This is a genomic window from Nitrosospira sp. Nsp18, from assembly GCF_900103145.1.
Lineage (GTDB): Bacteria > Pseudomonadota > Gammaproteobacteria > Burkholderiales > Nitrosomonadaceae > Nitrosospira.
The window spans coordinates 1-22,683 of sequence record NZ_FMWY01000006.1; the positions used below are offsets into that span (position 1 = coordinate 1).

The 22,683-nt window shown below is 52.8% G+C and carries 16 protein-coding genes; 11 read left to right on the forward strand and 5 right to left on the reverse strand.

All coding sequences use genetic code 11. The features are described from left to right. Positions 1 to 95: 95 nt before the first annotated feature. From BLS94_RS03965 to BLS94_RS03990, 6 genes are all read left to right on the forward strand, one after another. Positions 96 to 1,010, forward strand: coding sequence for a TolC family protein (locus BLS94_RS03965; protein ID WP_256325277.1), 915 nt, complete (start codon positions 96 to 98; stop codon positions 1,008 to 1,010). 69 nt (positions 1,011 to 1,079) lie between these two features. Continuing rightward, positions 1,080 to 2,237: an efflux RND transporter periplasmic adaptor subunit gene (locus BLS94_RS03970; RefSeq protein WP_090957867.1), complete on the forward strand. Its 1,158-nt coding sequence runs from the start codon at positions 1,080 to 1,082 to the stop codon at positions 2,235 to 2,237. After that, complete coding sequence (locus BLS94_RS03975; protein WP_090957868.1) at positions 2,234 to 5,314, forward strand: efflux RND transporter permease subunit; 3,081 nt, start codon at positions 2,234 to 2,236, stop codon at positions 5,312 to 5,314. The genes BLS94_RS03970 and BLS94_RS03975 overlap by 4 nt, the downstream gene beginning before the upstream one ends. Then, positions 5,311 to 5,649 carry a P-II family nitrogen regulator gene (locus tag BLS94_RS03980; RefSeq protein WP_090957869.1) on the forward strand — a complete coding sequence of 113 codons (339 nt, stop codon included), beginning with the start codon at positions 5,311 to 5,313 and terminating at the stop codon, positions 5,647 to 5,649. The genes BLS94_RS03975 and BLS94_RS03980 overlap by 4 nt, the downstream gene beginning before the upstream one ends. A gap of 113 nt (positions 5,650 to 5,762) precedes the next feature. Beyond that, the gene (locus tag BLS94_RS03985; RefSeq protein ID WP_256325278.1) at positions 5,763 to 7,022 is read left to right on the forward strand and encodes an O-antigen ligase family protein; all 1,260 of its coding nucleotides are present in this window, start codon (positions 5,763 to 5,765) and stop codon (positions 7,020 to 7,022) included. A gap of 76 nt (positions 7,023 to 7,098) precedes the next feature. Beyond that, positions 7,099 to 8,058: a glycosyltransferase family 2 protein gene (locus tag BLS94_RS03990; protein ID WP_256325279.1), complete on the forward strand. Its 960-nt coding sequence runs from the start codon at positions 7,099 to 7,101 to the stop codon at positions 8,056 to 8,058. 343 nt (positions 8,059 to 8,401) lie between these two features. Here the strand turns inward: BLS94_RS03990 and BLS94_RS03995 are convergent, their stop codons facing one another. The 4 genes from BLS94_RS03995 to BLS94_RS04010 form a co-directional block, all read right to left on the reverse strand. Next, positions 8,402 to 11,515 (reverse strand): efflux RND transporter permease subunit, encoded by a 3,114-nt coding sequence (locus BLS94_RS03995; protein WP_090957872.1) that lies wholly within the window; start codon positions 11,513 to 11,515, stop codon positions 8,402 to 8,404. Position 11,516: 1 nt separating this feature from the next. Next, on the reverse strand, positions 11,517 to 13,124 hold the full coding sequence (locus BLS94_RS04000) for an efflux RND transporter periplasmic adaptor subunit (RefSeq protein WP_090957873.1): 1,608 nt from the start codon (positions 13,122 to 13,124) through the stop codon (positions 11,517 to 11,519). Next, positions 13,121 to 14,458: a TolC family protein gene (locus BLS94_RS04005; protein WP_090958000.1), complete on the reverse strand. Its 1,338-nt coding sequence runs from the start codon at positions 14,456 to 14,458 to the stop codon at positions 13,121 to 13,123. Before BLS94_RS04005 ends, BLS94_RS04000 begins: the two co-directional genes overlap by 4 nt. 410 nt (positions 14,459 to 14,868) lie before the next feature. Further along, entirely contained in the window at positions 14,869 to 15,273 is a 405-nt protein-coding gene (locus BLS94_RS04010) for a hypothetical protein (protein ID WP_143021643.1), read from the reverse strand. A 351-nt stretch (positions 15,274 to 15,624) separates the two neighbouring features. On the opposite strand from BLS94_RS04010, the gene ppk2 reads away from it, so the two are divergent. The 5 genes from ppk2 (at position 15,625) to BLS94_RS04040 (ending at position 21,641) form a co-directional block, all read left to right on the forward strand. Beyond that, positions 15,625 to 16,437 carry a polyphosphate kinase 2 gene (gene ppk2, locus BLS94_RS04015; RefSeq protein ID WP_090957875.1) on the forward strand — a complete coding sequence of 271 codons (813 nt, stop codon included), beginning with the start codon at positions 15,625 to 15,627 and terminating at the stop codon, positions 16,435 to 16,437. Positions 16,438 to 16,807: 370 nt separating this feature from the next. Next, positions 16,808 to 17,245: a hypothetical protein gene (locus BLS94_RS04020; RefSeq protein ID WP_176767786.1), complete on the forward strand. Its 438-nt coding sequence runs from the start codon at positions 16,808 to 16,810 to the stop codon at positions 17,243 to 17,245. Positions 17,246 to 17,826: 581 nt separating this feature from the next. Further along, a complete protein-coding gene (locus tag BLS94_RS04030) occupies positions 17,827 to 19,800 on the forward strand; it encodes a DNA repair helicase YoaA (RefSeq protein WP_090957876.1) in 1,974 nt (657 codons plus the stop codon). A 470-nt stretch (positions 19,801 to 20,270) separates the two neighbouring features. Beyond that, on the forward strand, positions 20,271 to 20,816 hold the full coding sequence (locus tag BLS94_RS04035; RefSeq protein WP_090957877.1) for a tetratricopeptide repeat protein: 546 nt from the start codon (positions 20,271 to 20,273) through the stop codon (positions 20,814 to 20,816). A 114-nt stretch (positions 20,817 to 20,930) separates the two neighbouring features. Continuing rightward, complete coding sequence (locus BLS94_RS04040; protein WP_090957878.1) at positions 20,931 to 21,641, forward strand: PEP-CTERM sorting domain-containing protein; 711 nt, start codon at positions 20,931 to 20,933, stop codon at positions 21,639 to 21,641. A gap of 545 nt (positions 21,642 to 22,186) precedes the next feature. Here BLS94_RS04040 and BLS94_RS04045 read toward each other — a convergent pair. Beyond that, the gene (locus BLS94_RS04045; RefSeq protein ID WP_090957879.1) at positions 22,187 to 22,468 is read right to left on the reverse strand and encodes a DUF768 domain-containing protein; all 282 of its coding nucleotides are present in this window, start codon (positions 22,466 to 22,468) and stop codon (positions 22,187 to 22,189) included. Positions 22,469 to 22,683 lie beyond the last annotated feature (215 nt).

Consider the following 22,683-nt stretch of genomic DNA (forward strand, 5'->3'; position numbering starts at 1 on the left):
TTACCATATCAAGGTCTCCTTTTCGGTAACCTTCAATATGGCGCAACGTTATTTCTCAGAATACCTTTCGGTTACATTTAATTCGGCGCAATTCGGTGCTTACCAATGCGGTGCGGCGCAGTTTTTACAACCTCATACTGGCGCAAAAAACAATCAAGGTTGCGAGCGACAATCTCGAACACTATCGTGAGATCCTGCGCGTTAATGAAATCAGGCTTAAAGTGGGAGATGTGGCTGCGGTCGATTTTATCCGCATCGAGGTTGAAAGCCTGAAGGCTCAGGGTGATCAGGATCAGGCACGGACTGCACTGGATCAGGCGCGAGCCGAGTTGCTGCTGCTGCTGGGCTGGCCCGAAAACAGCCTGGAGATCAGTGCGGTCGAAAGCTGGCCCGAAGCAGCGCCCGAGATTGCGCTGGCAAGACAGGACCAGTTGATCGGGCGCGCGCTGGAGCGGCGGCCGGATATGCAAGCTGCAAGAACTCGCATTGCGCAAGCGGCCAAGACACTTACACTGGCACGACGGAAAATCATTCCGGATGTGACAATAAGTGCTTTTTACGATCATGATGCGGGTAACTACTTCGCACACAGCGGCGGCGTCGGCATCAGTGTGCCGATACCCGTGTTTTACCAGCAAAAAGGTGAGATTTCTCAAGCTCGTACCGGTCTAACATCTGCCGAACTGGCGTTAAGGCGGGCTGAACAGGAAATTCGGGCAGAGGTCATGAAAGCCACAGCCTCCTGGCAAAGCGCTGACGCGATAGCCCGCCGCTTCGAGACGTCGGTGGTCGATCGGATCGAAACGTTGCGTAAAGCACAGGAAATCGCTTACCAGAAAGGCGCAGTGGGTGTTCTGGATCTGATCGATGCAGAGCGGAGCTATAAAGCAATCATGCTGGATTATTACATCGCCCTGGCAAATCGCAGCAAAGCCTGGGCAGATCTGTTAATGGCGTATGGCGGAGAAATTAGAAATTCGTCACGTCATTCGGTGGATAGAGATGGCTGATTCGATGATGGTAGTTTCGCGGCGCGTTTACAGGTTGAATAAACGGATAGGCGGAGATCGGGTAAGTCCATGAGTGCCAGATCTTTTTATACGACTCAGCTAGCCGTCGTATTGTTGGGTTCGTTTTTGTCGGGCTGTCAGTCGCGAAATCATGAACAGCCGCCATCCGTTATCGCCCACCCCAAGGATGAAGTCGTACTCAGCCCCAAATCGCCCAAGCGCGAGTATATTAAAGACGAAATCATTGAATTAGTTCAGCGGCCGCTGATGGACCCCGTCACGGGCAAGATTGCTTACAACGAAGCCCGTACTGCTCGTGTTTCATCTCCGATTGCCGGGCGAGTGATCGGCGCCATTGCTGCATTAGGCGCACGCATTCGCGCAGGTGATGCGCTGGTGGAAATCGATAGTCCCGAACTGGGCCAGGCGCAATCGGCATACGCTGATGCAATGTCCGATTTGAACCTGGCAAACCGGAGCTTCGAGCGCATCAAGGAGTTGTATGATAACGGCATTGCTCCCCGGAAGGAACAGGAACAGTCGGAAGATAATCTGATCCGTGCGCATAGCGAGGCAGAGCGGGCACGCCTCAAGCTAATTAACCTGGGTGTGCGCAACAGGCGTCCAGACAACCGCTTCATTTTGCATTCACCCGTTTCCGGAACGATTACCGAGCGTAATATCAATCCCGGCATGGAAGTCAGGCCCGACCTGGCGGCACCCTTGTTCGTCGTTTCCGATCTGAATGAATTATGGGTACAGATGGATATTTTCGAGAAAGATATCGGACTGATTCATATCGGCGCCACGGTGCTGCTGCAAGTGCCGGCTTATCCAGGCGAGGACTTTACAGCAACGGTCAGTTATATAGGCCAGGTAGTGGATGAGGCCACGCGTACGGTAAAAGTGCGATGCATTTTGCCCAATTTGGACAAACGGCTCTTTCCCGCCATGTTCGCCAGTATTGCAGTGCAAAGCGATCCCGACGATCTCTCGGTTGTTGTTCCGTTGAACGCAATATTTGCCCAGGATGAATCCGATTGGGTATATGTGAACATAGGCGATTATCATTATCAGAGGCGCCCCGTTACAGTGGGACTGCGTCTTAAAGACCGGGCAGTGATTCTTTCCGGTTTGAAGCCCGGCGAGCGCATCGTTGTACAGGGAGCACTGCTGTTGCGCACCGAACAGGATACGGAGCAGCAAACCGGGGAAGGCACGCGATGATTCATAAAATCATTGCATTTTGCTTGCAGCAGCGCTTGCTGATCATTAGCACGTCAGTGTTACTGGTCGTCATTGGCGTGCTGTCGTTTGAACATTTGCCTGTACAGGCGTTCCCGGATGTACAGAACGTCTTCGTACAGGTCGTGACTCAGTACCCTGGCCAAGCCCCCGAAGAAGTGGAAAAACTGATCAGTCTGCCGATCGAAAAGGAAATGAGCGGCTTGCCGCATATGATCAACATGCGCTCGGTAGCCATTTTCGGGTTGTCCGTCGTGACGATGACGTTTGACGATAATGCAGAGGATTATTTTTCACGGCAACAGGTGCTGGAGCGGTTAAAAACCGCCAACTTGCCAGCGGAAGTGAAGCCGAAACTAGGTCCATTGACGACCGGCATAGGTGAAATTTTCCGCTACCGGATAGAGGCACCCCTCGTTCCCCTGGTGGAACAGCGCGCGTTGCAGGATTGGCTGATCGAGCGCACTCTTCGCTCTGTTCAGGGCGTAGCCGACGTGGTGAGCTTCGGAGGGGGTATCAAACAATATCAGGTCGAGGTCGACCCCAACAAACTGAGGAATTACCACCTGGCGCTGCCAGAGATCCATCAGGCTATCGCCGCCAACAATGCTAACACCGGCGGAGGTTATATTGATCACGGCCATGAGGCATTGGTAGTACGTGGCACAGGTTTATTGAAGTCGGGCGGCGAAATCGGGAACATCGTCGTTGCCGATCGCGATGGCGTTCCCATTTTTGTCAAAAACATTGCCGATGTCGTCGTGGGGCCACAACCGCGCAACGGAATCGCGGCCTATAACAACGAAGACGATGTAGTCGAGGGTATCGTTCTGCTTATCAAGGGGATGAATGCCATTGAAGTATTGAACGGCGTGAAGGAAAAAATTGAGTATCTCAACAATTTTGGTTTGCCTCGCGGCGTTCAGATCATCCCCATTTACGACCGTACCGAACTGATACAGCACACTGTGCGCACGGTTGAGCGAAACATGCTTGAAGGTGCGGTACTGATTCTGGTAATCCTGATCATTTTTCTTCGTCGAATATGGGCTTCAGCAGTCGTTATCGTCGTTATCCCGCTGTCGTTGTTGTTTGCCTTTATCCTGATAGATACGCTGCATATTTCCGCCAACCTTATTTCTCTCGGGGCTATCGATTTCGGCATTATCGTGGACAGTGCCGTGGTCCTGGTCGAGGCCATCATGGTCAAGGTGACCTTGGATATGCGCCAGCAGGCCAGTGCTGCGCACATGCGTCAGTCCATGCTCATAACAGCAACGGAGATGGCGCGGCCCATCCTGTTTTCGAAAGCTATCCTCATTATCGCCTTCATACCCATATTCACTTTCCAGCGCGTCGAGGAAAAGATTTTTTCTCCGATGGCATTCACGCTCACTTTTGCGTTGCTGGGTTCACTGATCATCAGTTTAACGCTGGTGCCGGTTCTGTTAAGTTATTTGCTTGGACCGCGGCTCACCGAGCCCCACAATCCGCTCGTCCACAGGATGGAGCAAGGCTATTTGAAACTGCTGGAGGCCGTGCTGCGCCATCCTCGCAAGCTATTCGCCGGTGCAGGCTTGATGCTTGCCTTATCCCTGGTTTCGTCGCCGCTGATCGGGACCGAGTTCATGCCCAAACTGGATGAAGGTAATATCTGGTTGACAGTTACGCTCCCAACGCCAGTCTCACTGAATAAGGCCAAAGAACTGGAAACGGATGTGCGTACACGTCTGCTCGAATTCAGCGAAGCGAAATCGATACTTACGCAGCTCGGCCGTCCCGAAGACGGCACAGATCCAAAAGGTTTCAACAATCTTGAAGTTCTTATCGACCTCAAGCCAAAGGAGACATGGCGTTATGACGGCAAGGACGAATTGGTCGAGGCCATGCAGAAGCGCCTGGCGGTATTCCCGGGCCTGCAGTTCAATTTCTCTCAGGTAATCCAGGACAATGTGGAAGAAGCGATTTCCGGAGTCAAGGGCGAAATCGCCATCAAGATTTTTGGTGAGGATCTGAACGCTCTTCAGAATAAAGCCAATCAGATTACCGGCATTCTGCGCTCTATAGAAGGCGCTACCGACGTCGCTGCCGAGCAGCAATCCGGGTTGGCCCAATTGGTCATTTCGGTTGACCGGGAAAAAATTGCGCGCTACGGCATCAATGTCGCCGATGTTGAAGACGTGATCGCAATGGCGGTTGGAGGGAAACCTGCTACGCAGATGCTGGAGGGTGAGCGGCGATTTGATGTGACAGTACGGCTGGCCAGTTTCGCACGCGACTCGGTGGGTGCAATAGAAGATATAGTCGTGCTGACACCCAGCGGCAGCCGTATTCCATTGGCTGAGTTGGCTGAGATCAAGGTCAGCCAAGGCGCATCTCGTATCAGCCGCGAGGACCACATGCGCCGTATTGCAATCAAATGCAACTTGATCGGGCGCGATATGGGGAGCTTCGTTGCTGAAGCACAGCGGAAGATCGCTCGACAGGTACACCTGGAGCCGGGATACCGTATGGTTTGGAGCGGCCAGTTCGAGAATCAGCAGCGCGCAATGAAGCGGCTTTCTTATATTGTGCCTGTCAGTTTCATTCTGATCTTCGTACTGTTATTCTGGGCTTTCCGCTCGGTAAAGAATGCTTCCCTGATTGTAATGAACGTGCCGTTCTCGCTGATCGGCGGACTGGTGGCATTGATGCTGACCGGTATCCACCTGAGTGTATCGGCAGCGGTTGGGTTCATTGCGCTGTTCGGCATCGCCGTGCAGAATGGCGTAATCCTGTTATCGCAAATCAATCTGCTCAGGCGCGAAGGGGTGCCAATTCATGATGCTATCTTGCAAGGTTCCGTCAGTCGATTGCGTCCAGTGGTGATGACTGCACTGATGGCCATGCTGGGATTGATGCCGGCTGCGCTCTCCACGAGCGTGGGCTCGGAAACTGTCAAACCTTTTGCCGTGGTTATCATTGGCGGCTTGATCACGGCAACGCTACTCACATTGACCATGCTTCCCGCGCTCTATCGCAGCTTTGAAGAATGGCGTGAACCCAAGGTGATTTCATGAAAGAAATTCGCGCTTACATTCAGCCATTCATGTTATCCAAGGTCACCCAGGCGCTGCTTGAAATACCGGGGTTCCCGGGTATGAGCGTATCCGATTGCGAGGGGTTCGATGGAGACACAGTCATAGATGGAGATTTCACACCGTACATACCGAAAAAGCGCATTGAAGTATTTGCGCCTGATGAACTGGTGGAAATTATCTTTGATACCCTGATGCTGACAGCAAATACGCATCAGCATGGTGCGGGGAAAGTTTACGTCATCGACGTGAGCAAAAGTGGAAAGATAAATACCGGGAGGAACAAGGACGAACGGCTCCCCGAGACATCCAAATAGGCATGGTGGGAGGCGCGACACTTTCCCACGCATGACAAAAGACTTAATGGTTAAGGCTATCCATCAGCTCATACGGTTAAAATAGCCGGTCTATAACGGACATATTCCAACGCGTGCCGACATCTACCAGTCCGCCCCGCCTCATGCAAAGCGCCCTCACCTCGCGCGATATGCTGGCGAAGTTCGCCCTCCTCTTTTTCGGTGTCGCCCTGTGGTACAAGGGGCTGAGTTTTTATGCCTACTATCTCTTGCCCGTTGCTTGGGTACTGGATGGAGGCCTGCGCCGTTTTAAAGAGATAGTTTACGAACCGTTGATCGGCGCCCTGCTTGTTTTGTGTCTTGTCCTCGCTCTTGGCATTCTTTGGAGCGATTTTCCCGGACTTGGTTTCAAAGTCTGGCGACGGTACTTCGCTTTCCTCGTTTTTATTCCTTATTTGGGCCTTCTGAATAAGGCGCGGTTACGGTGGGCGATCAGCGGCTTGCTCATCGGTTACCTGGTGGCGCTGGCCATTGGGGTTTACCAATGGGCGGTTCTGGGAGTTCAAGGCATTCCGCCTCTTGGCATGCCTTACTTGCATTTTTCTTCGATGTTGGGGATAGGGGCCATACTGACGCTCTACTATGCCGATATAAACAAAAACAAAAAAGCAAAGACAATCTTGTGGTGTTTTACAGTTTTTTTACTCTTTCTTCAGTTCAATCAGAACGCGCGGGGAATTCTTGCAGCCACGCTCATCTCATCCGCATTTTTGCTTCTGCTGCTTCATAAAAAAGAAATCCGGAGGCTTTTCGCACTGATGGCTTCGTTAACGATTATCCTTGGTGTTTTTGCATCCAGCAGTACCAGCTTTCAGGAAAGGCTGGTTCAAGCCCGGCATGACATCGAATTATCCACGCAGGGACGATATGACACCAGCCTGGGATATCGCATGGCAATGTGGGATGTTGGCCTGCACGGTATCGCCGAAAGACCTTTTTTCGGCCATGGCACGGGGATGGCTGCGAGCTATTTCGACCAAACTATCGGGACATATAAGGGCGGCCTCTACAAGGAATTGCCAAAATTCATTCCAACCACCTATCATTATCATAATGACTGGATTGAGATCGGCATGCAGATCGGTGCATTAGGTCTAATGGCTTATGCGTATTTCCTGTGGAGTTGGTTTCAAACATTTAAGGCACATCAGTTGAGGATCCTGGGTACCGCCCTGGTGTTTTTTGTCTTTTTATCGGGCCTGACAGACAACCTCGTTTTCTTTAGGCAAACCTTTTACCTGCTTCTCATCATTACCGCGATAGGTATCTGTTGGCATAAGGGGCACACAGCGGGCGTACAAAGCCGCTTTACTCAAGCCAAAGAACATCGGTAAGCGAGCGGCAGGGTTTTCTGGGATAATTGCCTTCAAAATGACACATCCGTCATGTCGCACCTTCGATGGCAGCAACGTGAAGACACAACTTTCATTATCTGTTGCGCTGGCAAGCTATAACGGCGAGCGCTATATTGGGGAGCAACTCGACAGCATCGCGCACCAAACCCGGCTACCCGATGAGTTGATTATCTCGGATGATGCCTCCCGCGACGCAACAACAGGAATCGCGCTGGATTTCGCCCGGCGAGCACCATTTCCCGTAAGAATTCTTCAAAATAGCGCGCGCGCGGGTTCCACCCGTAATTTCGAGATCGCCATCAGAGCGTGTAAGGGCGACATTATCTTTCTATGTGACCAGGATGATGTCTGGTATCCAAATAAAATCAGCCTCGTCGAAGAGCGTTTCATAAATAACCCGGACGTAGGCGCTGTATTCACCGACGCCGATGTTGTCGACGAGAATTTGCATCCCCTCGGGCGACGGCTATGGCAAATCTATAAATTCGGTCCCGAAAAACAGGCGTGTTTTGTGGCCAATGATGCGCTCGGAGTGCTGCTCAAGCAGCCCGTGGTGACGGGCGCCACCATGGCCTTTCGCTCCAGCTATCGTGATCTCGTGCTGCCCATACCGCAGACCTGGCATGATGCATGGATCGCGTTGCTGATTGGCGCCTCATCGCGCCTGGAAGCGCTACCGGCGCAGTTGATTGCCTATCGCCAGCATGGCGATAATCAAGTGGGCATTCCACGCGCCGGGCGAAACCGCGGCAAAAGCTGTGCCGCAATCTATGGGCCGCGTGTTTTGCTCTATGAGGCTATTCGCAAGCGTCTTGAGGAGTTCGAAGAGCGTTTTCGCGTTAGCAAGCAGACGATTCACCGCCTTGATGAAAAACTGGCTTTTTTGCGAGCCAGCGCAGCGCTGCCCCAGCCCCGCTGGCGACGCTTGCCCGTTGCCCTGCATGAACTCATGGCGTTACGCTATCATAGCTACGCTCATGGATTGACCACCTTTTGCAAGGATCTGTTGCGCTAGGCAGCGTGGGTAAAATGTCATAACCGGCGGGAAATTCATTGTTGATCTTCGCCTATGCTCGTTCCTGTTACCTCATGTCCAGTGGGATTGATTGCCGCCGGATTATCCCTCAGTTTCATACCGTCGTTCCGTTCTGCGAGACCCTTGTAGTGCTTGCCTACTGAGCTATTTTTTTGATGGATTACGCTTCTCTTCATCCACACTATTTACTGTGTATATGTTTATATATCATTATTTTCATTTGGTTACATATTATAGTTAAAAATCATTCTGCACGTGAAACGCCCGGTAAAGTAGGTCAATTATCCTTTGTGAAAGCAGCGTCAGTTAATGTCATATTCATTTATTTGCGCAAGCCCCATTCCTTGACAATTGCATAAATGGCGGGAATTACGATCAAGGTAAGCAGCGTAGACGAAACCATGCCACCGATCATAGGCGCGGCAATGCGCCGCATCACTTCTGAACCGGTACCGGTGCCCCACATGATCGGCAACAGGCCTGCCATGATCGCCACCACAGTCATGATCTTTGGCCGCACCCGCTCCACCGCACCTTCCATTACTGCTGCATAGAGATCGGTGACCGTTGGCTTGTCGCCCGTGGATGCGCGTTTCGCCTTTGTTGCATCCCAGGCATGGTCGAGATAGATCAGCATCACGACCCCCGTCTCTGCGGCAACGCCGGCGAGCGCAATGAAACCCACTGCTACCGCAACGCTGAGATTGTAGCCAAGCAGCCATATCAACCAGATACCGCCCACCAATGAAAAGGGAACCGACAGCATGACGATGAGCGTTTCGGTGAACCGCCGGAAATTAAGGTAGAGAAGCAGAAAAATAATCGCCAGAGTAAGCGGCACGACCACTTTCAGCTTCTGCTTGGCGCGTTCCATGTATTCGAACTGTCCGCTCCAGGTTGCGTAGTAGCCGGGCGGGAATTTCACCTGTTCACGCACCGCCTTTTGTGCCTCGGCGACGTAACTGCCGATATCGCGGTTGCGAATATCGACAAAGATGTACGCCGACAGCAGCGCGTTTTCGGTACGAATGCTGGGTGGCCCCTTGATTGTCTTGACGCTTGCCACCTGCCCCAACGGGATCATGCCACCGTTCGGGAGGGGCACCAGGATCTGAGTGGCGATGGCCAAGGGATCTTGCCGCAATTCGCGCGGATAGCGTACGGCAACACCGAAACGCTCGCGGCCCTCGACCGTGGTCGTCAGCATCTCGCCGCCGAGCGCCACCGAAATCACTTCCAGCAGGTCGCCGACCGATAACCCGTATCGGGCGAGTTCGATACGGTCGGGTTCGATATCGAGGTAGTACCCGCCGGTCGTACGTTCCGCGTAAGCGCTGGTCGTTCCGGGCACCTTTTTGATAACGGTCTCGATCTGCTTGGCGAGTTCTTCCATTTCACCCAGATCCTTGCCGAATACCTTGATGCCTATTGGCGTGCGGATGCCGGTGGCGAGCATGTCGATCCTGTTCTTGATCGGCATGGTCCAGGCATTGCTGACCCCCGGTATTTGCAATGCCTGATCCAGTTCTGCTATCAGGCTATCTATGGTCACGCCGGCACGCCATTCACTTTCCGGTTTGAGGTTGATGACCGTCTCCGCCATCTCCAGCGGGGCCGGGTCGGTTGCCGTATTGGCGCGCCCCGCCTTGCCGAACACCGACTCGACCTCGGGAAAGGTCTTGATGATCTTGTCCTGGGTCTGCAACAGCTCGGCGGATTTGGTGACCGACAATGCCGGCAAGGTGATGGGCATAAACAACAAGCTTCCCTCGTTCAGCGTGGGCATGAATTCACTGCCCAGCTTCATCGCCGGAAATACCGAAAGCGCAAGCGTAATAACGGCCATGACTATGGTGAGTTTCTTCCAGTGCATGACCCAGGCGATGACAGGGCGGTAAATCCATATCAGAAAGCGGTTAAGAGGGTTTTTCTGCTCAGGCATGATCTTGCCGCGAATGAACAGAAACATCAGCACCGGCACCAGCGTGATGGACAATAGCGCGGCGCCCGCCATCGCAAAAGTCTTGGTATAGGCGAGCGGCGCGAACATCCGACCTTCCTGCGCTTCCAGCGTGAATACCGGCAGGAAGGAAACGGTGATAATGAGCAGGCTGAAGAACAAAGCGGGCCCAACTTCCCGGCAGGCATCAATCACTATCTGAAGGCGTGGCGCACCAGGCGGCGCACGCTCGAGATGCTTGTGGGCATTCTCGATCATGACGATTGCCGCATCCACCATGGCGCCGATGGCAATGGCGATTCCGCCCAGGCTCATGATGTTGGAATTGAGCCCCAGCATGTGCATGGCGGTGAGTGCGATGAGCACACCGATGGGCAGCATGATGACGGCCACGAGCGCGCTTCTTGCATGCATGAGAAATACAATGCAGACCACCCCCACGATGATGCTTTCCTCGACGAGGACCCGTTTCAGATTGTCGATGGCGCGGTGGATCAGGTCTGAACGGTCATAAACAGCGTGTAGTGACACACCTTCCGGCAAACCACTGGAGATTTCCTTAATCTTCGTTTTAAGGTTGTCAATGACGTCAAGCGCATTTTGGCCGTAACGCGCCACGACAATGCCCGCGACTACTTCACCTTCACCGTTCAGCTCCGCGATTCCGCGCCGTTCGTCCGGTGCCAACTCGACTCGTGCCACGTCGCGGATTAGCACCGGTGTGCCTTCCGTAGCCTTGACCACGAGATTTTCGATGTCGGAAATACCGCGCAGGTACCCTCGACCTCGCACCACATATTCGGCCTCAGCCATCTCGATCACCCGCCCCCCCACGTCACGGTTGCTGGCGCGTATCACTGCTGCGATCTGGTTGAGAGGAATCCCATAGGCCTGCAGCTTGCGCGGCTCCACGGTCACCTGATAGGTTTTGACGAACCCGCCCACACTCGCCACCTCGGCCACGCCCTGGGCTTTGGTGAGTTGATAACGCACGAACCAATCCTGTATGGTGCGCAATTCCGCAAGCGTATGCTGGGCAGCAACCACAACATATTGGTATACCCAGCCTACGCCTGTGGCGTCCGGCCCCAAGGTCGGGGTGATACCGCGCGGCATGCGTCCCGACGCGAAATTAAGGTATTCGAGTACTCGTGTGCGCGCCCAGTAGATGTCCGTGTGATCCTCGAAAATGACATAGATAAAGGATGCGCCGAACACCGACAGGCCCCGCACCACTTTGGATTTGGGCACCGCCAGCATCGCCGTGCTCAAGGGATAGGTAATCTGGTCTTCAACCACCTGCGGTGCCTGCCCCGGGTATTCCGTATAGATGATGACCTGAACGTCCGAGAGATCCGGAATCGCGTCCAGGGGCATGCGGATAACGGCATAGATGCCCAGGCCGATCACGAACGCGGTTCCCAGCAACACCAGGAACACGTTACGCGCGGACCATTCGATAATTCGGCCCAGCATGTCAGTGCCCCCGCTGATCGCTGGCAGTTGGGCTCGCATTCGGCGGCTGGATGCGAACGATGACATATTCGCCAGCCGACTCCTCGGCTATCTCGAAATTCACTTTCTGGCCGGGCTTCAGTGGCCGCAGCAGTGACGGGTCCCTGACACGGAAATCCATGGTCATCGCCGGCCAGTTGAGGCTCGCAATTGCATCATGTGCAATCGTTACCGTCGCATGGGTCCAATCCATTTCTGTAATATTGCCTACGCCATGATGACTTGCTGGCCCTGGTGCGGCCCCCCGTGTCGTCATGGGTGCGCGGGGCGTGGTCTGTCCGTTCTCGCCAGATGTAGAACCTGGATGGTGGCCGAAGCCGCCTAGCGCCGCCTTGAGGTTACTCTCTGCATCGATCAGAAAGTTCGCGCTGACCACAACCGTTTCTCCGGCTTTCAACCCCCCCAGCACTTCAGCATAGCCATCGGCGCGTATGCCCAGTTTTAGGGCGCGTGGCTCGAACCGGCCTTCGCCCAAATCAACCAGCACCAGCCGCCGTATGCCGCTGTCAAGCACAGCCGAATCAGGCACGGCAAGCACCTTGTTTTTACTGCGGGATGAGGCGAACTCCACCCTGCCGTACATGGCAGGCTTGAGCAATCCCTGAGCGTTGGGAAGTTCGATGCGTATTTTTGCGGTACGGGTTTCGGGCGTCACCGTCGGATAGATGAACGTGACCTTGCCGTTGAATACTTTGTCCGGATACGCATCCAACGTGATGGTGACGCCCTGGCCCCGCTGCACTAAGCCAAGATCCTGCTCAAACACATCTGCCAGCATCCATACCTTCGAGAGATCGGTGATCTGGTACAGTACTTCTCCGGGCGTGAAGCGGTTTCCCTGAATTGCGGATTTTTCGATAACCGTTCCGCTGGCGGGGGAGCGCAAGGTGATAAACCGTTTGATACGGCCTTCTTCCTGCAGCGTTTGCAGGTCAGAGTCCGATATGTCCCAGTTGCGGAGTCTCTGCAAGGCATTCTCTGACAGCCGCCGCATGCCTGCCCGAACCTCGGGACCGCTCCCTTCGACCGACTGCATCCCTTTCCTGGCAATAAGATATTCGTGTTGCGCTGTGATCAGTTCAGGACTGTAAACATCCATCAACGCCTCGCCTTTTTTTACCGCCTGGCCGGTGGTGTTCACGTAGAGTCGCTGGATCCAGCCCTCGAACTTGGGCGCCACGGTATATAGCCGCCGCTCGTCTGCCTGTACCGTTGCCACCGCCCTTACGGTACGAGTGAGTTCGCGCAGCGCGACAATCTCGGTTCTCACGCCCAGCTTTTGTATTTTTTCGGTACTGATCTTCACCGCGGAATTACCAGATGGGGATTCTTCGCCCTCATAAACCGGGAGATAGTCCATACCCATGGAGTCTTTCTTCGGCACCGGCGATGTGTCAGGGTGTCCCATCGGATTGCGGTAATAGAGAATCTTCGGCTTATGTGTCGACGCCTCGGACTTTTGCGGCTCGACCGTAGAGGTTGCGGACTTACCGCTGCCCCACCAATATCCCCCGGCCAGGGCCGCCGCGATCAAGGCGATAACCACTATCAATCTGGTGATGGTTTTCACAGAGGCTCCGTCGGGATGGGCAGGTGGACCGCCGACGGCAGTTTGCCGATGAGAAAATCAATTTCCGCCAGCGCCTTGTTATAGCCCGCCATTGCTGTTGCCAGGCTGATCTCATAGTTAAATACCGTCATCTGGCTATCAAGCAGCGTGAGAAAGTCGACACGGTTGACCTGGTATGCGGATATTGACGATTCAACAGTAAGCTTGGCCTGCGGCAAAATGGCGGTCTGGTAGAGCCGTGCCGATTGCAAGTTTTGCTCGGCCATCGCCGTCTGCTGGCGCAGGCTGGCGGCCACTTCATTGCGTTGCGCTTCGTACATGCTCTGGGCCTGATCACGCTTCGCCAGTGCTTCCGCAACACGCGGGGTAAGCTTGTTTTCGCGCCACACCGGCAGGTTGACCGCTACAGTCAAGGACACCATGTCGGGGCGCCTGCTGCCGTCCAGCATGTTGTCGCGCTGGCCGTACGCCAGACGTACATCGAAGTCGGGGTAGTAGTTTTTGCGTGCGAGATCCAGCGCTTTTTCGTTCCGTGCCACCATGCTTTGCAGCGCCAGCAATTGCGGCCGCTGCGAAAGAGCAATTTCGCGCAACGATTCCAGGTTCAAGGTTTTTTCGAGTAATTGCGGCGGCCCCGGCACAGGCGGGGTAACGATTGCGTTGCGTCCCAGCGCACGAATGAGTTCGGCTTCAGCTGTCGGCCGTTCACGCGCGAGCTTGAGCAGTTCGTCCAGCATTCTGGATACCTGCGTCTGTGCCTTCAGTGCATCGGCCTGGCTTCCCAAGCCTACCCCGTAATGTTGTTCGGCAATGTGGCGCATATCTTCCAGGATCAGTTTATTTTTCTCGACCAGCCGAGTCTTTTCAAGGATGAGTCCCAGATCGAAATAAGCTGCCTTGATATCGCGTGCTACCCGGTTCAAGGTTTCCTGATAACCGTGGCTGACACTCTGCGCGTCCTGCATTGCGACGTCCTTGCGCAAACCGCGCTTACCGGGGAATGGCAGGCGCTGGGACAGACCGATCATTTTCATGGTCATGTCTTCACGATTGAAAGTTGATGATGCCAGCGGGGCATTGATCACCCCTGCTTCGAGAATGGGGTCATCCAGCGCTTCGGCCGGAGCTATTCTCTGGCTGGCGGCCTCGCGCTCCCGCAAAGCGGACTGGATTTCCGGATTGCTTTCCATAGCTTCCGTGATCAGCGCAGCCAACGCAGCAGCCTCATTTGTTGCAGAGGCTTCCATGGCTGGTCCAAAAGTAGTCGAGGAACTCTCTGGCGCAACGGCGCCAACGGGAGCTTCCGCCTTTACGTCCGCTGAAAATATAGCCATGGCAAAAAATGCGACAGTTGCCGCACTTCGAATTATTCCGGCTGCTTTTCCTGTACCTGTTGATCTGGTGCTTTCGGCGTTCCTTCCGATTTTGCACAAGTTCCTCGCGGGAAAGCGCCGCTGACCATGAGTAACTGAAATCTGAATGGCTGCGGGCGGCATTTCCTTTGAAAGCGGCTCAAAGTTTCGAACGCCGGGCCGCTGCGATACAACAAGGAACGAGAGGTTCATTCTGATTTCCTTAACATGTGGTGGCAGAGCAGCCGATAAGCCAGCTAGTACATCGGCCAGCACTTGCCATTAGCACTCACGGCAACTGCAACCGCCATGAGGCGCTACCGCAAAAAATCTTGAATATGAATCACGTAGATGATCGCCGATACATCAGGCGGATTTCTTCTATCGAAGAACTAGGCCAGAGGAGGACGCTGGGGTTGCTGCAGAATGAATGAGGAAAAGCGGGAATTAAAAGAGACGGGATAAGAAAATCCGCCGGTAAAATTCAGGGCGGCGGGCACGGAAGGCAGGCCGTTGCCACTGATGTGGCAAACAACGCCATCGCAGGAAAGAGCGAAGCCCGCCTCATTTGCGGCGCCATCGTCGCCATGACTGCCATGGAGTTGCTCGTGACCATTGCTGTCGTGCTGGCCGCAGGCAACCGGGATGACGGAAGAAAGTGGAATTATGTGAGCTTCGAGCTCGGCCGACATATTTCTGGCTTGCGCGCACAAAGGCATGATCGCAGCGAGCACACCTTGCAGCGGCAGTGCCAATATGATTAGAATCAGTATAAATGTGCGTGTACGCAACATCATGTCATCTAGTATGCTTATTTCTTCTGCGTAGAGCAAGTCCATGTGCTACAAAACGGGGTCTATGAGCGTTTTGAAGCTGAGCCCGAACTCAGGGTTGCGCATAGTTTCGTGAGTCGTGCGTTTCGACGAATATGAATTATCGTAGTACAAGGGCGGATAAATGCAAGTTTACACCTCAATCCATAACGCCAATTCATTATGCCAGCGCATGATGAATAAGCCCTGAGTAAGCTTATGAAATTATTTCCATGATCGTGCCGAACGATGGATCGCACTTCACTCTACTTTCATGCTGAAGCAGTATAGAGGCATAATCCACAAGATTGGATTCCCAACTGACCATACCCATCCATGAGCAAAAAAGCCGAAAAAAAAGAAAAGGAATCGGACAGGTCCGAATCCGATATATCCAAAAAAACCTATGAGGATACGCTATACAAACTGCAGATTGAACTCGTCAAGCTGCAGCGTCACTTCATCAATTGCGACGACAAGATTCTCGTCATCTTCGAAGGGCGGGATGCTGCCGGAAAGGACGGCACGATCAAACGCATTATCGAGCATCTAAGCCCGCGCGAGACGCGGGTGGTCGCTCTCGGCGTCCCCTCGGACCGGGATCGGAGTTCCTGGTATTTCCAACGTTATGTTCCATATCTGCCCGCGGCGCGGGAGCTCGTGCTGTTTAACCGCAGCTGGTACAACCGGGCGGGCGTGGAAAAGGTAATGGGTTTCTGTACTGAAGCCGAATATGAAGAGTTCATGAACTCGGTGCTGGATTTCGAGCATATGCTGATTCGTTCCGGCATCAAGCTCCTCAAGTATTACCTCGACATCAGCAAATCCGAACAGGCAAAACGGCTGGATGAGCGCAAGAAGGATCCGCTCGCTCAATGGAAAATCAGCGGACTGGACAAGCACGCGCTGAAAAAGTGGAATCAATACAGCCTTGCGCGCGATAAAATGCTGGCCAACACGCACAGTTTTATCTCGCCATGGATAATTGTGCATGCCGACGACAAACCGCTGACGCGGCTCAACGTCATCAAGGATATGCTCAGCCGGCTCGAATACGCAGACAAGGATGAGCGGCTGATTCTTTCAGACCCGCAGATCGTTACCCCGTTTGCGATCTCATCCATCGAGAAAGGCCCGCTGGCCTCGTAATGGAGATTAAGTCGAAATTGGCAGTACCGCCCCTTCGTGCTGAGGCCTGCCGGCGCTGACAAGCAAAGCCGGGAAAGTCTATCTGCACAGCCGCTAATTCCGCTGTCGCAACAATTTCCACTGCAATCCAAGGCAAGGTGAACCCGCAAGGATTGCTATCCTCGGCGTTCCCGTTCGGGCAGCGGCATTCTTTACACTTTTCACAAACCACAGAACATGCTGCGCAAATAAGCCTTTTCGCCAATAGCTTGAGATACTTTAAACATAAGAAAGTTGACAAAGCGCCAGGCAGTTAGTAATCTATCCGTGGCAGCCGAGTTTGCGTGCAGCGCATCTCGTGCAGTCAATTCAGACTCTCAGCAGCTTTCGCATGAAAATAAACAGGTTTCTGATAATGATATCTTCTTTCGGTTTATTGGTTGCCTGCGCACCGATGAGCCGGTATGAGGCGGTAAAAAGTCCTTCCATCCTTAAAGCTGTGCAGGATGCCAGGACATACAGCGATCACAACGCATTGGCAAAGCGTTTTGAAAATCTGGCCAAAGAAATGCGCATGAAGGCAGAGGAACAAAGAAGATTACTCGAGCATTATCAGGAAAAAAGCTACCTCTACGGGAGACAAGCGCAGGATCGGAAATCGCATACCTGGGCTTTAATGCACCGGTATGAACAAGCGGCAAAGACAAGCCTCGGTAAAGCGGCTACTCACCGGCAAATTGCGGCAAAACTCAAGCAGGACGGTTATGCTACTCCTATCCGGCAAATAGAGAACGTCGCCAATAATCCTAAAACCACTGAAAACAATTGAGATAAGCGTATCCAGGCGATCGTTTTTGTCATATTTATAGACCCGCAATTCGAGGTCACCGATAGCAAGGCCAACCAGGCTATTCCAAAGGTGATCTTTAATCGATGATATGAAATCAATCTGGCTAATATGCAGGGAAGTATCGTTGTTGTCATCAGTAAAGAGGTGCCTCCCGCTAATAATTCTTGTTATCTTTACCGTGATCAGTATCGCCGCGTTACACGGACTGGCGAGGAATATCGCCCAGAAAAGGGATTTTTTCAGCGATCCGTTGTGCACCGCGGCCTTATGGAAAAAAACCTATCACGCCGGCCACAATTTGCCTCAGGCAAGCACGCTGCCAGGAAAGATCAAAACGGCTAAAGGCAGAAAAAGCGTTTAGCTCACCGTAATTCGTCTGCGATCCAAAATAGTAATACTCGGCTATTTATAGGAGCGGATGAGGGAAGTATGCGTCTTTTGCTGAATAGACCGACGGCAGGAATTAAATCAGGGACCGATAATAGACGACAAATCAGGGTTTAACGGTGCCTTATACAAAGCACTGCGTTATCATGGCGGCAGTTCCCTCGACTTCCTCCATGCCTGATATCGAAACCTTCTTTTCCGCTGTCGGCGCGCTTGCCCGTACCGTGCCGGGTTACAGCGTGCGTGCGCAGCAACTTGAAATGGCGCAGGCAATAGCAGAAACCATCGCCGCAAATTCTCTCCTCGTCGCCGAGGCAGGCACCGGCACCGGCAAAACTTTTGCCTACCTGGTCCCGGCGTTGCTAGCCGGCGGCAAGGTGATTATCTCCACCGGCACCAAGACCCTGCAAGACCAGCTCTTCAACCGCGACATTCCTACCGTGCGGACGGCACTCAAGGCCCCGGTGACCGTGGCGTTATTGAAAGGACGAGCCAACTACGTCTGTCATTACCATCTGGAGCGCACGGTGCAGGAGGGCCGCGCCATCCTTGCCAGCCGTGAAGAGGTGAAGTATCTGAAGCTGATTGAACGCTACGCCGCCGCCACCCAAAGCGGTGATAAAAGCGGGTTGAGCGAAGTGCCGGAAAACGCCGCGGTCTGGCAGCAGGTGACTTCCACCCGCGATAATTGCCTCGGTTCGGAATGCCCGCATCACAAGAATTGCTTTGTCATGGAGGCTCGCAAACAGGCACTCGCAGCAGATGTAGTTGTAGTCAACCATCATCTGTTCTTCGCAGACGTCATGTTGCGCGATGAAGGCCTGGCCGAGCTGCTTCCCGCCTGCAACACAGTAATATTCGACGAAGCCCACCAGTTGCCGGAAACCGCCAGCTTGTTTTTTGGAGAATCGGTAAGCACCAGTCAATTGCTGGAGCTTGCTCGCGACACCGAGGCGGAAGCGCTGCGAGGCGCGAAAGATTTTGCCGCCCTGCCCCCTGTCATAGCGGCAATGGAAAAAGCGGCACGCGACTTTCGGCTGACTATCGAGGGCGAGAATACGCGTCTGCCGCTGGCCGCTACGATGAAAAATGCCAAGTTCGGTAGTGCCCTGGACGAGCTGCTGAAAAAACTTGAGGTAATGATAGATATGCTGGAAAGCCAGGCGGAGCGCTCTGAAGGATTAGAGAACTGCTGGCAACGCGCGCGAGAAATTTCCACCAACATAAAACGCTGGCGTGACCAGGCAGAAGCCGAAGGGTTCGTGCGTTGGGTGGAAGTATTCAGTCATGCACTGCAGCTCAACGCCACACCGCTTTCCATTGCGGAAATTTTCAACAAGCAGTTGAGCGGGTCTCCCCGCGCATGGGTATTCACTTCCGCAACACTTTCGGTAAAAGGCGATTTCTCGCACTACAAAAACGAAATGGGCCTGGATACGGAATCAAGCCCCGCACAGTCAGCCTGCTGGGACAGCCCATTCGACTTTGCCAACCAGTCCCTGCTTTATGTACCCGTCGGCATGCCTGAACCCAATAGTCGGGAATACACCGAAGAAGTGATAAAAGCCGCACTGCCGGTATTGAAGGCCAGCCGTGGCCGTGCTTTTTTCCTGTGCACCAGCCTGCGTGCAATGCAACGCGCTCACGAACTGCTGCTGGAGGCATTCAAGCGGGAGAAACTCGAATATCCCATACTGTTGCAAGGCCAGGGCTCGCGCTCCCATATGCTGGAACGCTTCCGTAAAATGGGCAATGCCATACTTATCGGTAGTCAATCCTTCTGGGAAGGCGTGGACGTACGCGGCGAAGCGTTGTCGGTGGTGATAATCGACAAGCTGCCCTTCGCCCCGCCGGATGACCCGGTGCTCGCCGCGCGCATAGACAAAATCAACAAGGAAGGACGCAATGCTTTCATGGAATATCAACTACCGCGCGCGGTCATCAACCTCAAGCAAGGCGCGGGAAGGTTGATCCGTGATGAAACCGATCGCGGCGTACTGATGATCTGTGACCCGCGGCTCATCACCAAATCGTATGGAAAGAAAATCTGGCAGAGCTTGCCGCCGATGAAGCGTACTCGAGAACTGGCTGAAGTGGAGGCATTTTTTGCCACGAATAGTGAGGCCGCCGTGGCCAGTGACTCGTAACCCGGCTGGATATTCAGTTTCGTAAACGGTTTTGGTATGGTTGCAATTCTTACAGGCTTATCCACGGCGCCCGAGTTGGCGCAGCTGTTTCGGTTGCGTGCCCTGCTTGGCTAATTCTGGTTAACATCAACTAATCTCCTATTCGTCCTGTTCTTCGTTTGCTTCGAGCAGAGGCGCTCCTTGCTTTTATTAAAAATTAAACCATGATCCGTAGTATATTTTATGGATAGCAGACTCATAAATCATAATTAGCAGCACACATCGTGATGGTTGCATAAGGCTTCCCTTTCGCCACAAAACAACGCATGATCTCTCATCAGATGAGGTCTGTTCAACACACCTTGATATTTTCAAAAAATGAAGTGAAGCGAGGAACATTATCTTGAACATGACAATATCGCGCTAAAAATACCCAATACGATAATATTTCCGTATCTTTAGAAAAAATATTTCAGTCGCGATACGGGGAAATGGGAGAGATTTTCGGGTTCAAAGAGATAGCGCCCTATCTGAAAGATCCATTAGTACTGATAGGTATTGTCCTTCTTCTCCTTTATCCAGCTTTACTTAAAGCCGGGGTTCCGCGCCATGGGTTGGTGATTGCGCTGGTCGTCATCATTCCCGGGTTTGGTTTTGCGTTCTATCAGTCCCACATTCTGCACGATCCAGATGTTCAAAAAGGGAGGATCGAGGAAATGCGCGAGCAGGGCCGGATTGATTTGGTGAGGCTCAATTGCTCTCGCCCTCCCGAAAAGGTCTGGCTTGATGAAGGCGCACGCCGTGATGCGCTGCATTTATGCAAACTAGCAATCGAAGCGGTACCGCAGGCTGACGCATCAGAGAGACAGAAAAAAAAGGCCTTAGCGATCAGCGGAGCACTGGGGCGCAAGGAAGGCATGGGCATCGCTTACGGCGGCTTAGGGACTTTGTATTTGACTCGCGGGAACCTAGCGCAGGCGGAGGAGATGTACAAGAAGTCGCTGGAGATCTTTGTAGCATCAACTCACCCCACTTGAATTTTCTTCTTTATCTACTAAGCTATTGAAAGTCCCATTCCATCCGCTGTTTCCCTCATTAGGAACCATCGGATCAGAAAGGGGCACTTTTTTAACTCACAGGTGAGTAACAATATGAATACACACTTTCCTAAAAGGTCAAGCCTTTATCTGTCAGCTTTTTTAGCCTCCTCACTCTTGCTAATAGCAAATACAGGCCAAGCATCGACTTGGACGGAAGTAGGAGATGCCGGAGACTTGCTTAATACCGCGCAGACCCCCCTGGGGGATGTCACTAACATAACAGGAACAGCGTCAACCACCGCAGATGCGGATTTATATAAGATCTTCATCTCGACGCCGACCACGTTCTCTGCAGCTGTTACTGGAGGCGATGGTGGTGATAATGATTTTTCCCTGGCTTTATTTAATGCAAATGGATTGGGGGTTTATGCCAACGACGATGCTACAACAGATAATGGTCAACCTGGATTTCCCGCCAATCACGAGTTAGGCCCTAAGCTGCCTGGTGTTTATTATCTTGCAGTAGTAATGGAAGGTAGTGGAGGTAACTTCCCGATAAGCGGTGACGTCTCAACGCAAAATAACTATATATTCCCCATAATGGAGGACACAGAGATAGTGGGACCCACTGCTAACGGGGGAGCCTCACCGTTAATAGGATGGCATTCTTTTGAAACGCCCGCACCGCTAAATGAGAGCTATAGCGTCGCACTTACTGGGGTTTCTCCAGTGCCTGAACCTGAAATTATTTCCATGTTTTTAGCTGGGCTAGGCTTGCTAGGAGTGTTATCAGGTAGAAGAAAAAGATTAGGCATTAGCTAAGTCAAAAAGGAGAGGGGGCAACCCCTTCTCCCTTTTTTCAAGGGGTGATATTCAAGGTGAGCCCTTGGGCACGCCGCGTTTGCGGCCTGCCCCGTGATTAAGTGCAGGGTTGTTTATGAATGATAAAGGACGTTATCATTCATAAACAAGAGCTAGAGACTCATCAAGCATTATGATGTAAAAGGTTATCTAATCTGTAGTAGTCGCTACTTCGTCTGCAGTTCCCGCTGCCATAATCAGCAGATTGGGTACAGCCACGGTAAAACCGTTTTCAATGGCGCCGAAGAAGTTCACTTCCTAGACAATCGCGAGCTGAGCGAGAAGGAAGGAAATGCTCAGTGGGTTTTCTTAGGCCATTTCTCGAACTCATCTATATTTATGAATACAGCTGACAAGCGTCTATACTTTACCGATGCGAAAAACTACAGGCTTGTCTCCAGGAAGATCTTTGAGAACAAATGACAGCCCTCTTTTGATTATGGATATGTAACGAGCAGCTGACAAGCAGCCAACGCGATGCCGCCCTGAAGACCAACCACGCGGGCTCAGTCGCCATCTTCATTCTCCCGCGCAAGTTGCGACTTGAGATGATAGGCATCGATATCAAAGTCTCTGCTGTCCGAGACCGCGGCCAGTACCAGGGGCATAACGCGCTCTCGCTCCTCCTCGGTCTCGAAGTGTGTGAAGTTGGCCGCAGCTGCCTCGGCGAACAGTTTCTCCGACAGCCGCTTTGCCTTTACTTCATGACTCTCTATGTCGGGATTGGCGCCGGGAGGGATGTTTTTCTCGATCCATGTGTCGACCCACCTCAGGAAGCGATTGCTCATGACTGCCCACCCATCTTCTGCGTTGAGTTCGGCGCCGGTCGCCCCTCATGGGAGCATTTTACCCATGATAAAATAGGTTATCAAGGGTAAAAGCTAGTAGTAATTTTCCGCATTTTTCGATCGTGTGATTATCGATAACATATTTTATCGATAGCTTAACCTAATCATAATTCCCACGTTAGCACGTTGCATAAGAGCTCCCTTTTGCTACGCTG

Bases quoted from the DNA above. Each gene is read 5' to 3' on its own strand.
- BLS94_RS03970 (WP_090957867.1), top strand. From the start codon at position 1,080: ATGAGTGCCAGATCTTTTTATACGACTCAGCTAGCCGTCGTATTGTTG.
- BLS94_RS03975 (WP_090957868.1), top strand. From the start codon at position 2,234: ATGATTCATAAAATCATTGCATTTTGCTTGCAGCAGCGCTTGCTGATC.
- BLS94_RS03980 (WP_090957869.1), top strand. From the start codon at position 5,311: ATGAAAGAAATTCGCGCTTACATTCAGCCATTCATGTTATCCAAGGTC.
- BLS94_RS03995 (WP_090957872.1), bottom strand. From the start codon at position 11,515: ATGCTGGGCCGAATTATCGAATGGTCCGCGCGTAACGTGTTCCTGGTG.
- BLS94_RS04005 (WP_090958000.1), bottom strand. From the start codon at position 14,458: ATGGCTATATTTTCAGCGGACGTAAAGGCGGAAGCTCCCGTTGGCGCC.
- BLS94_RS04010 (WP_143021643.1), bottom strand. From the start codon at position 15,273: ATGATGTTGCGTACACGCACATTTATACTGATTCTAATCATATTGGCA.
- ppk2 (WP_090957875.1), top strand. From the start codon at position 15,625: ATGAGCAAAAAAGCCGAAAAAAAAGAAAAGGAATCGGACAGGTCCGAA.
- BLS94_RS04020 (WP_176767786.1), top strand. From the start codon at position 16,808: ATGAAAATAAACAGGTTTCTGATAATGATATCTTCTTTCGGTTTATTG.
- BLS94_RS04030 (WP_090957876.1), top strand. From the start codon at position 17,827: ATGCCTGATATCGAAACCTTCTTTTCCGCTGTCGGCGCGCTTGCCCGT.
- BLS94_RS04035 (WP_090957877.1), top strand. From the start codon at position 20,271: ATGGGAGAGATTTTCGGGTTCAAAGAGATAGCGCCCTATCTGAAAGAT.
- BLS94_RS04040 (WP_090957878.1), top strand. From the start codon at position 20,931: ATGAATACACACTTTCCTAAAAGGTCAAGCCTTTATCTGTCAGCTTTT.
- BLS94_RS04045 (WP_090957879.1), bottom strand. From the start codon at position 22,468: ATGAGCAATCGCTTCCTGAGGTGGGTCGACACATGGATCGAGAAAAAC.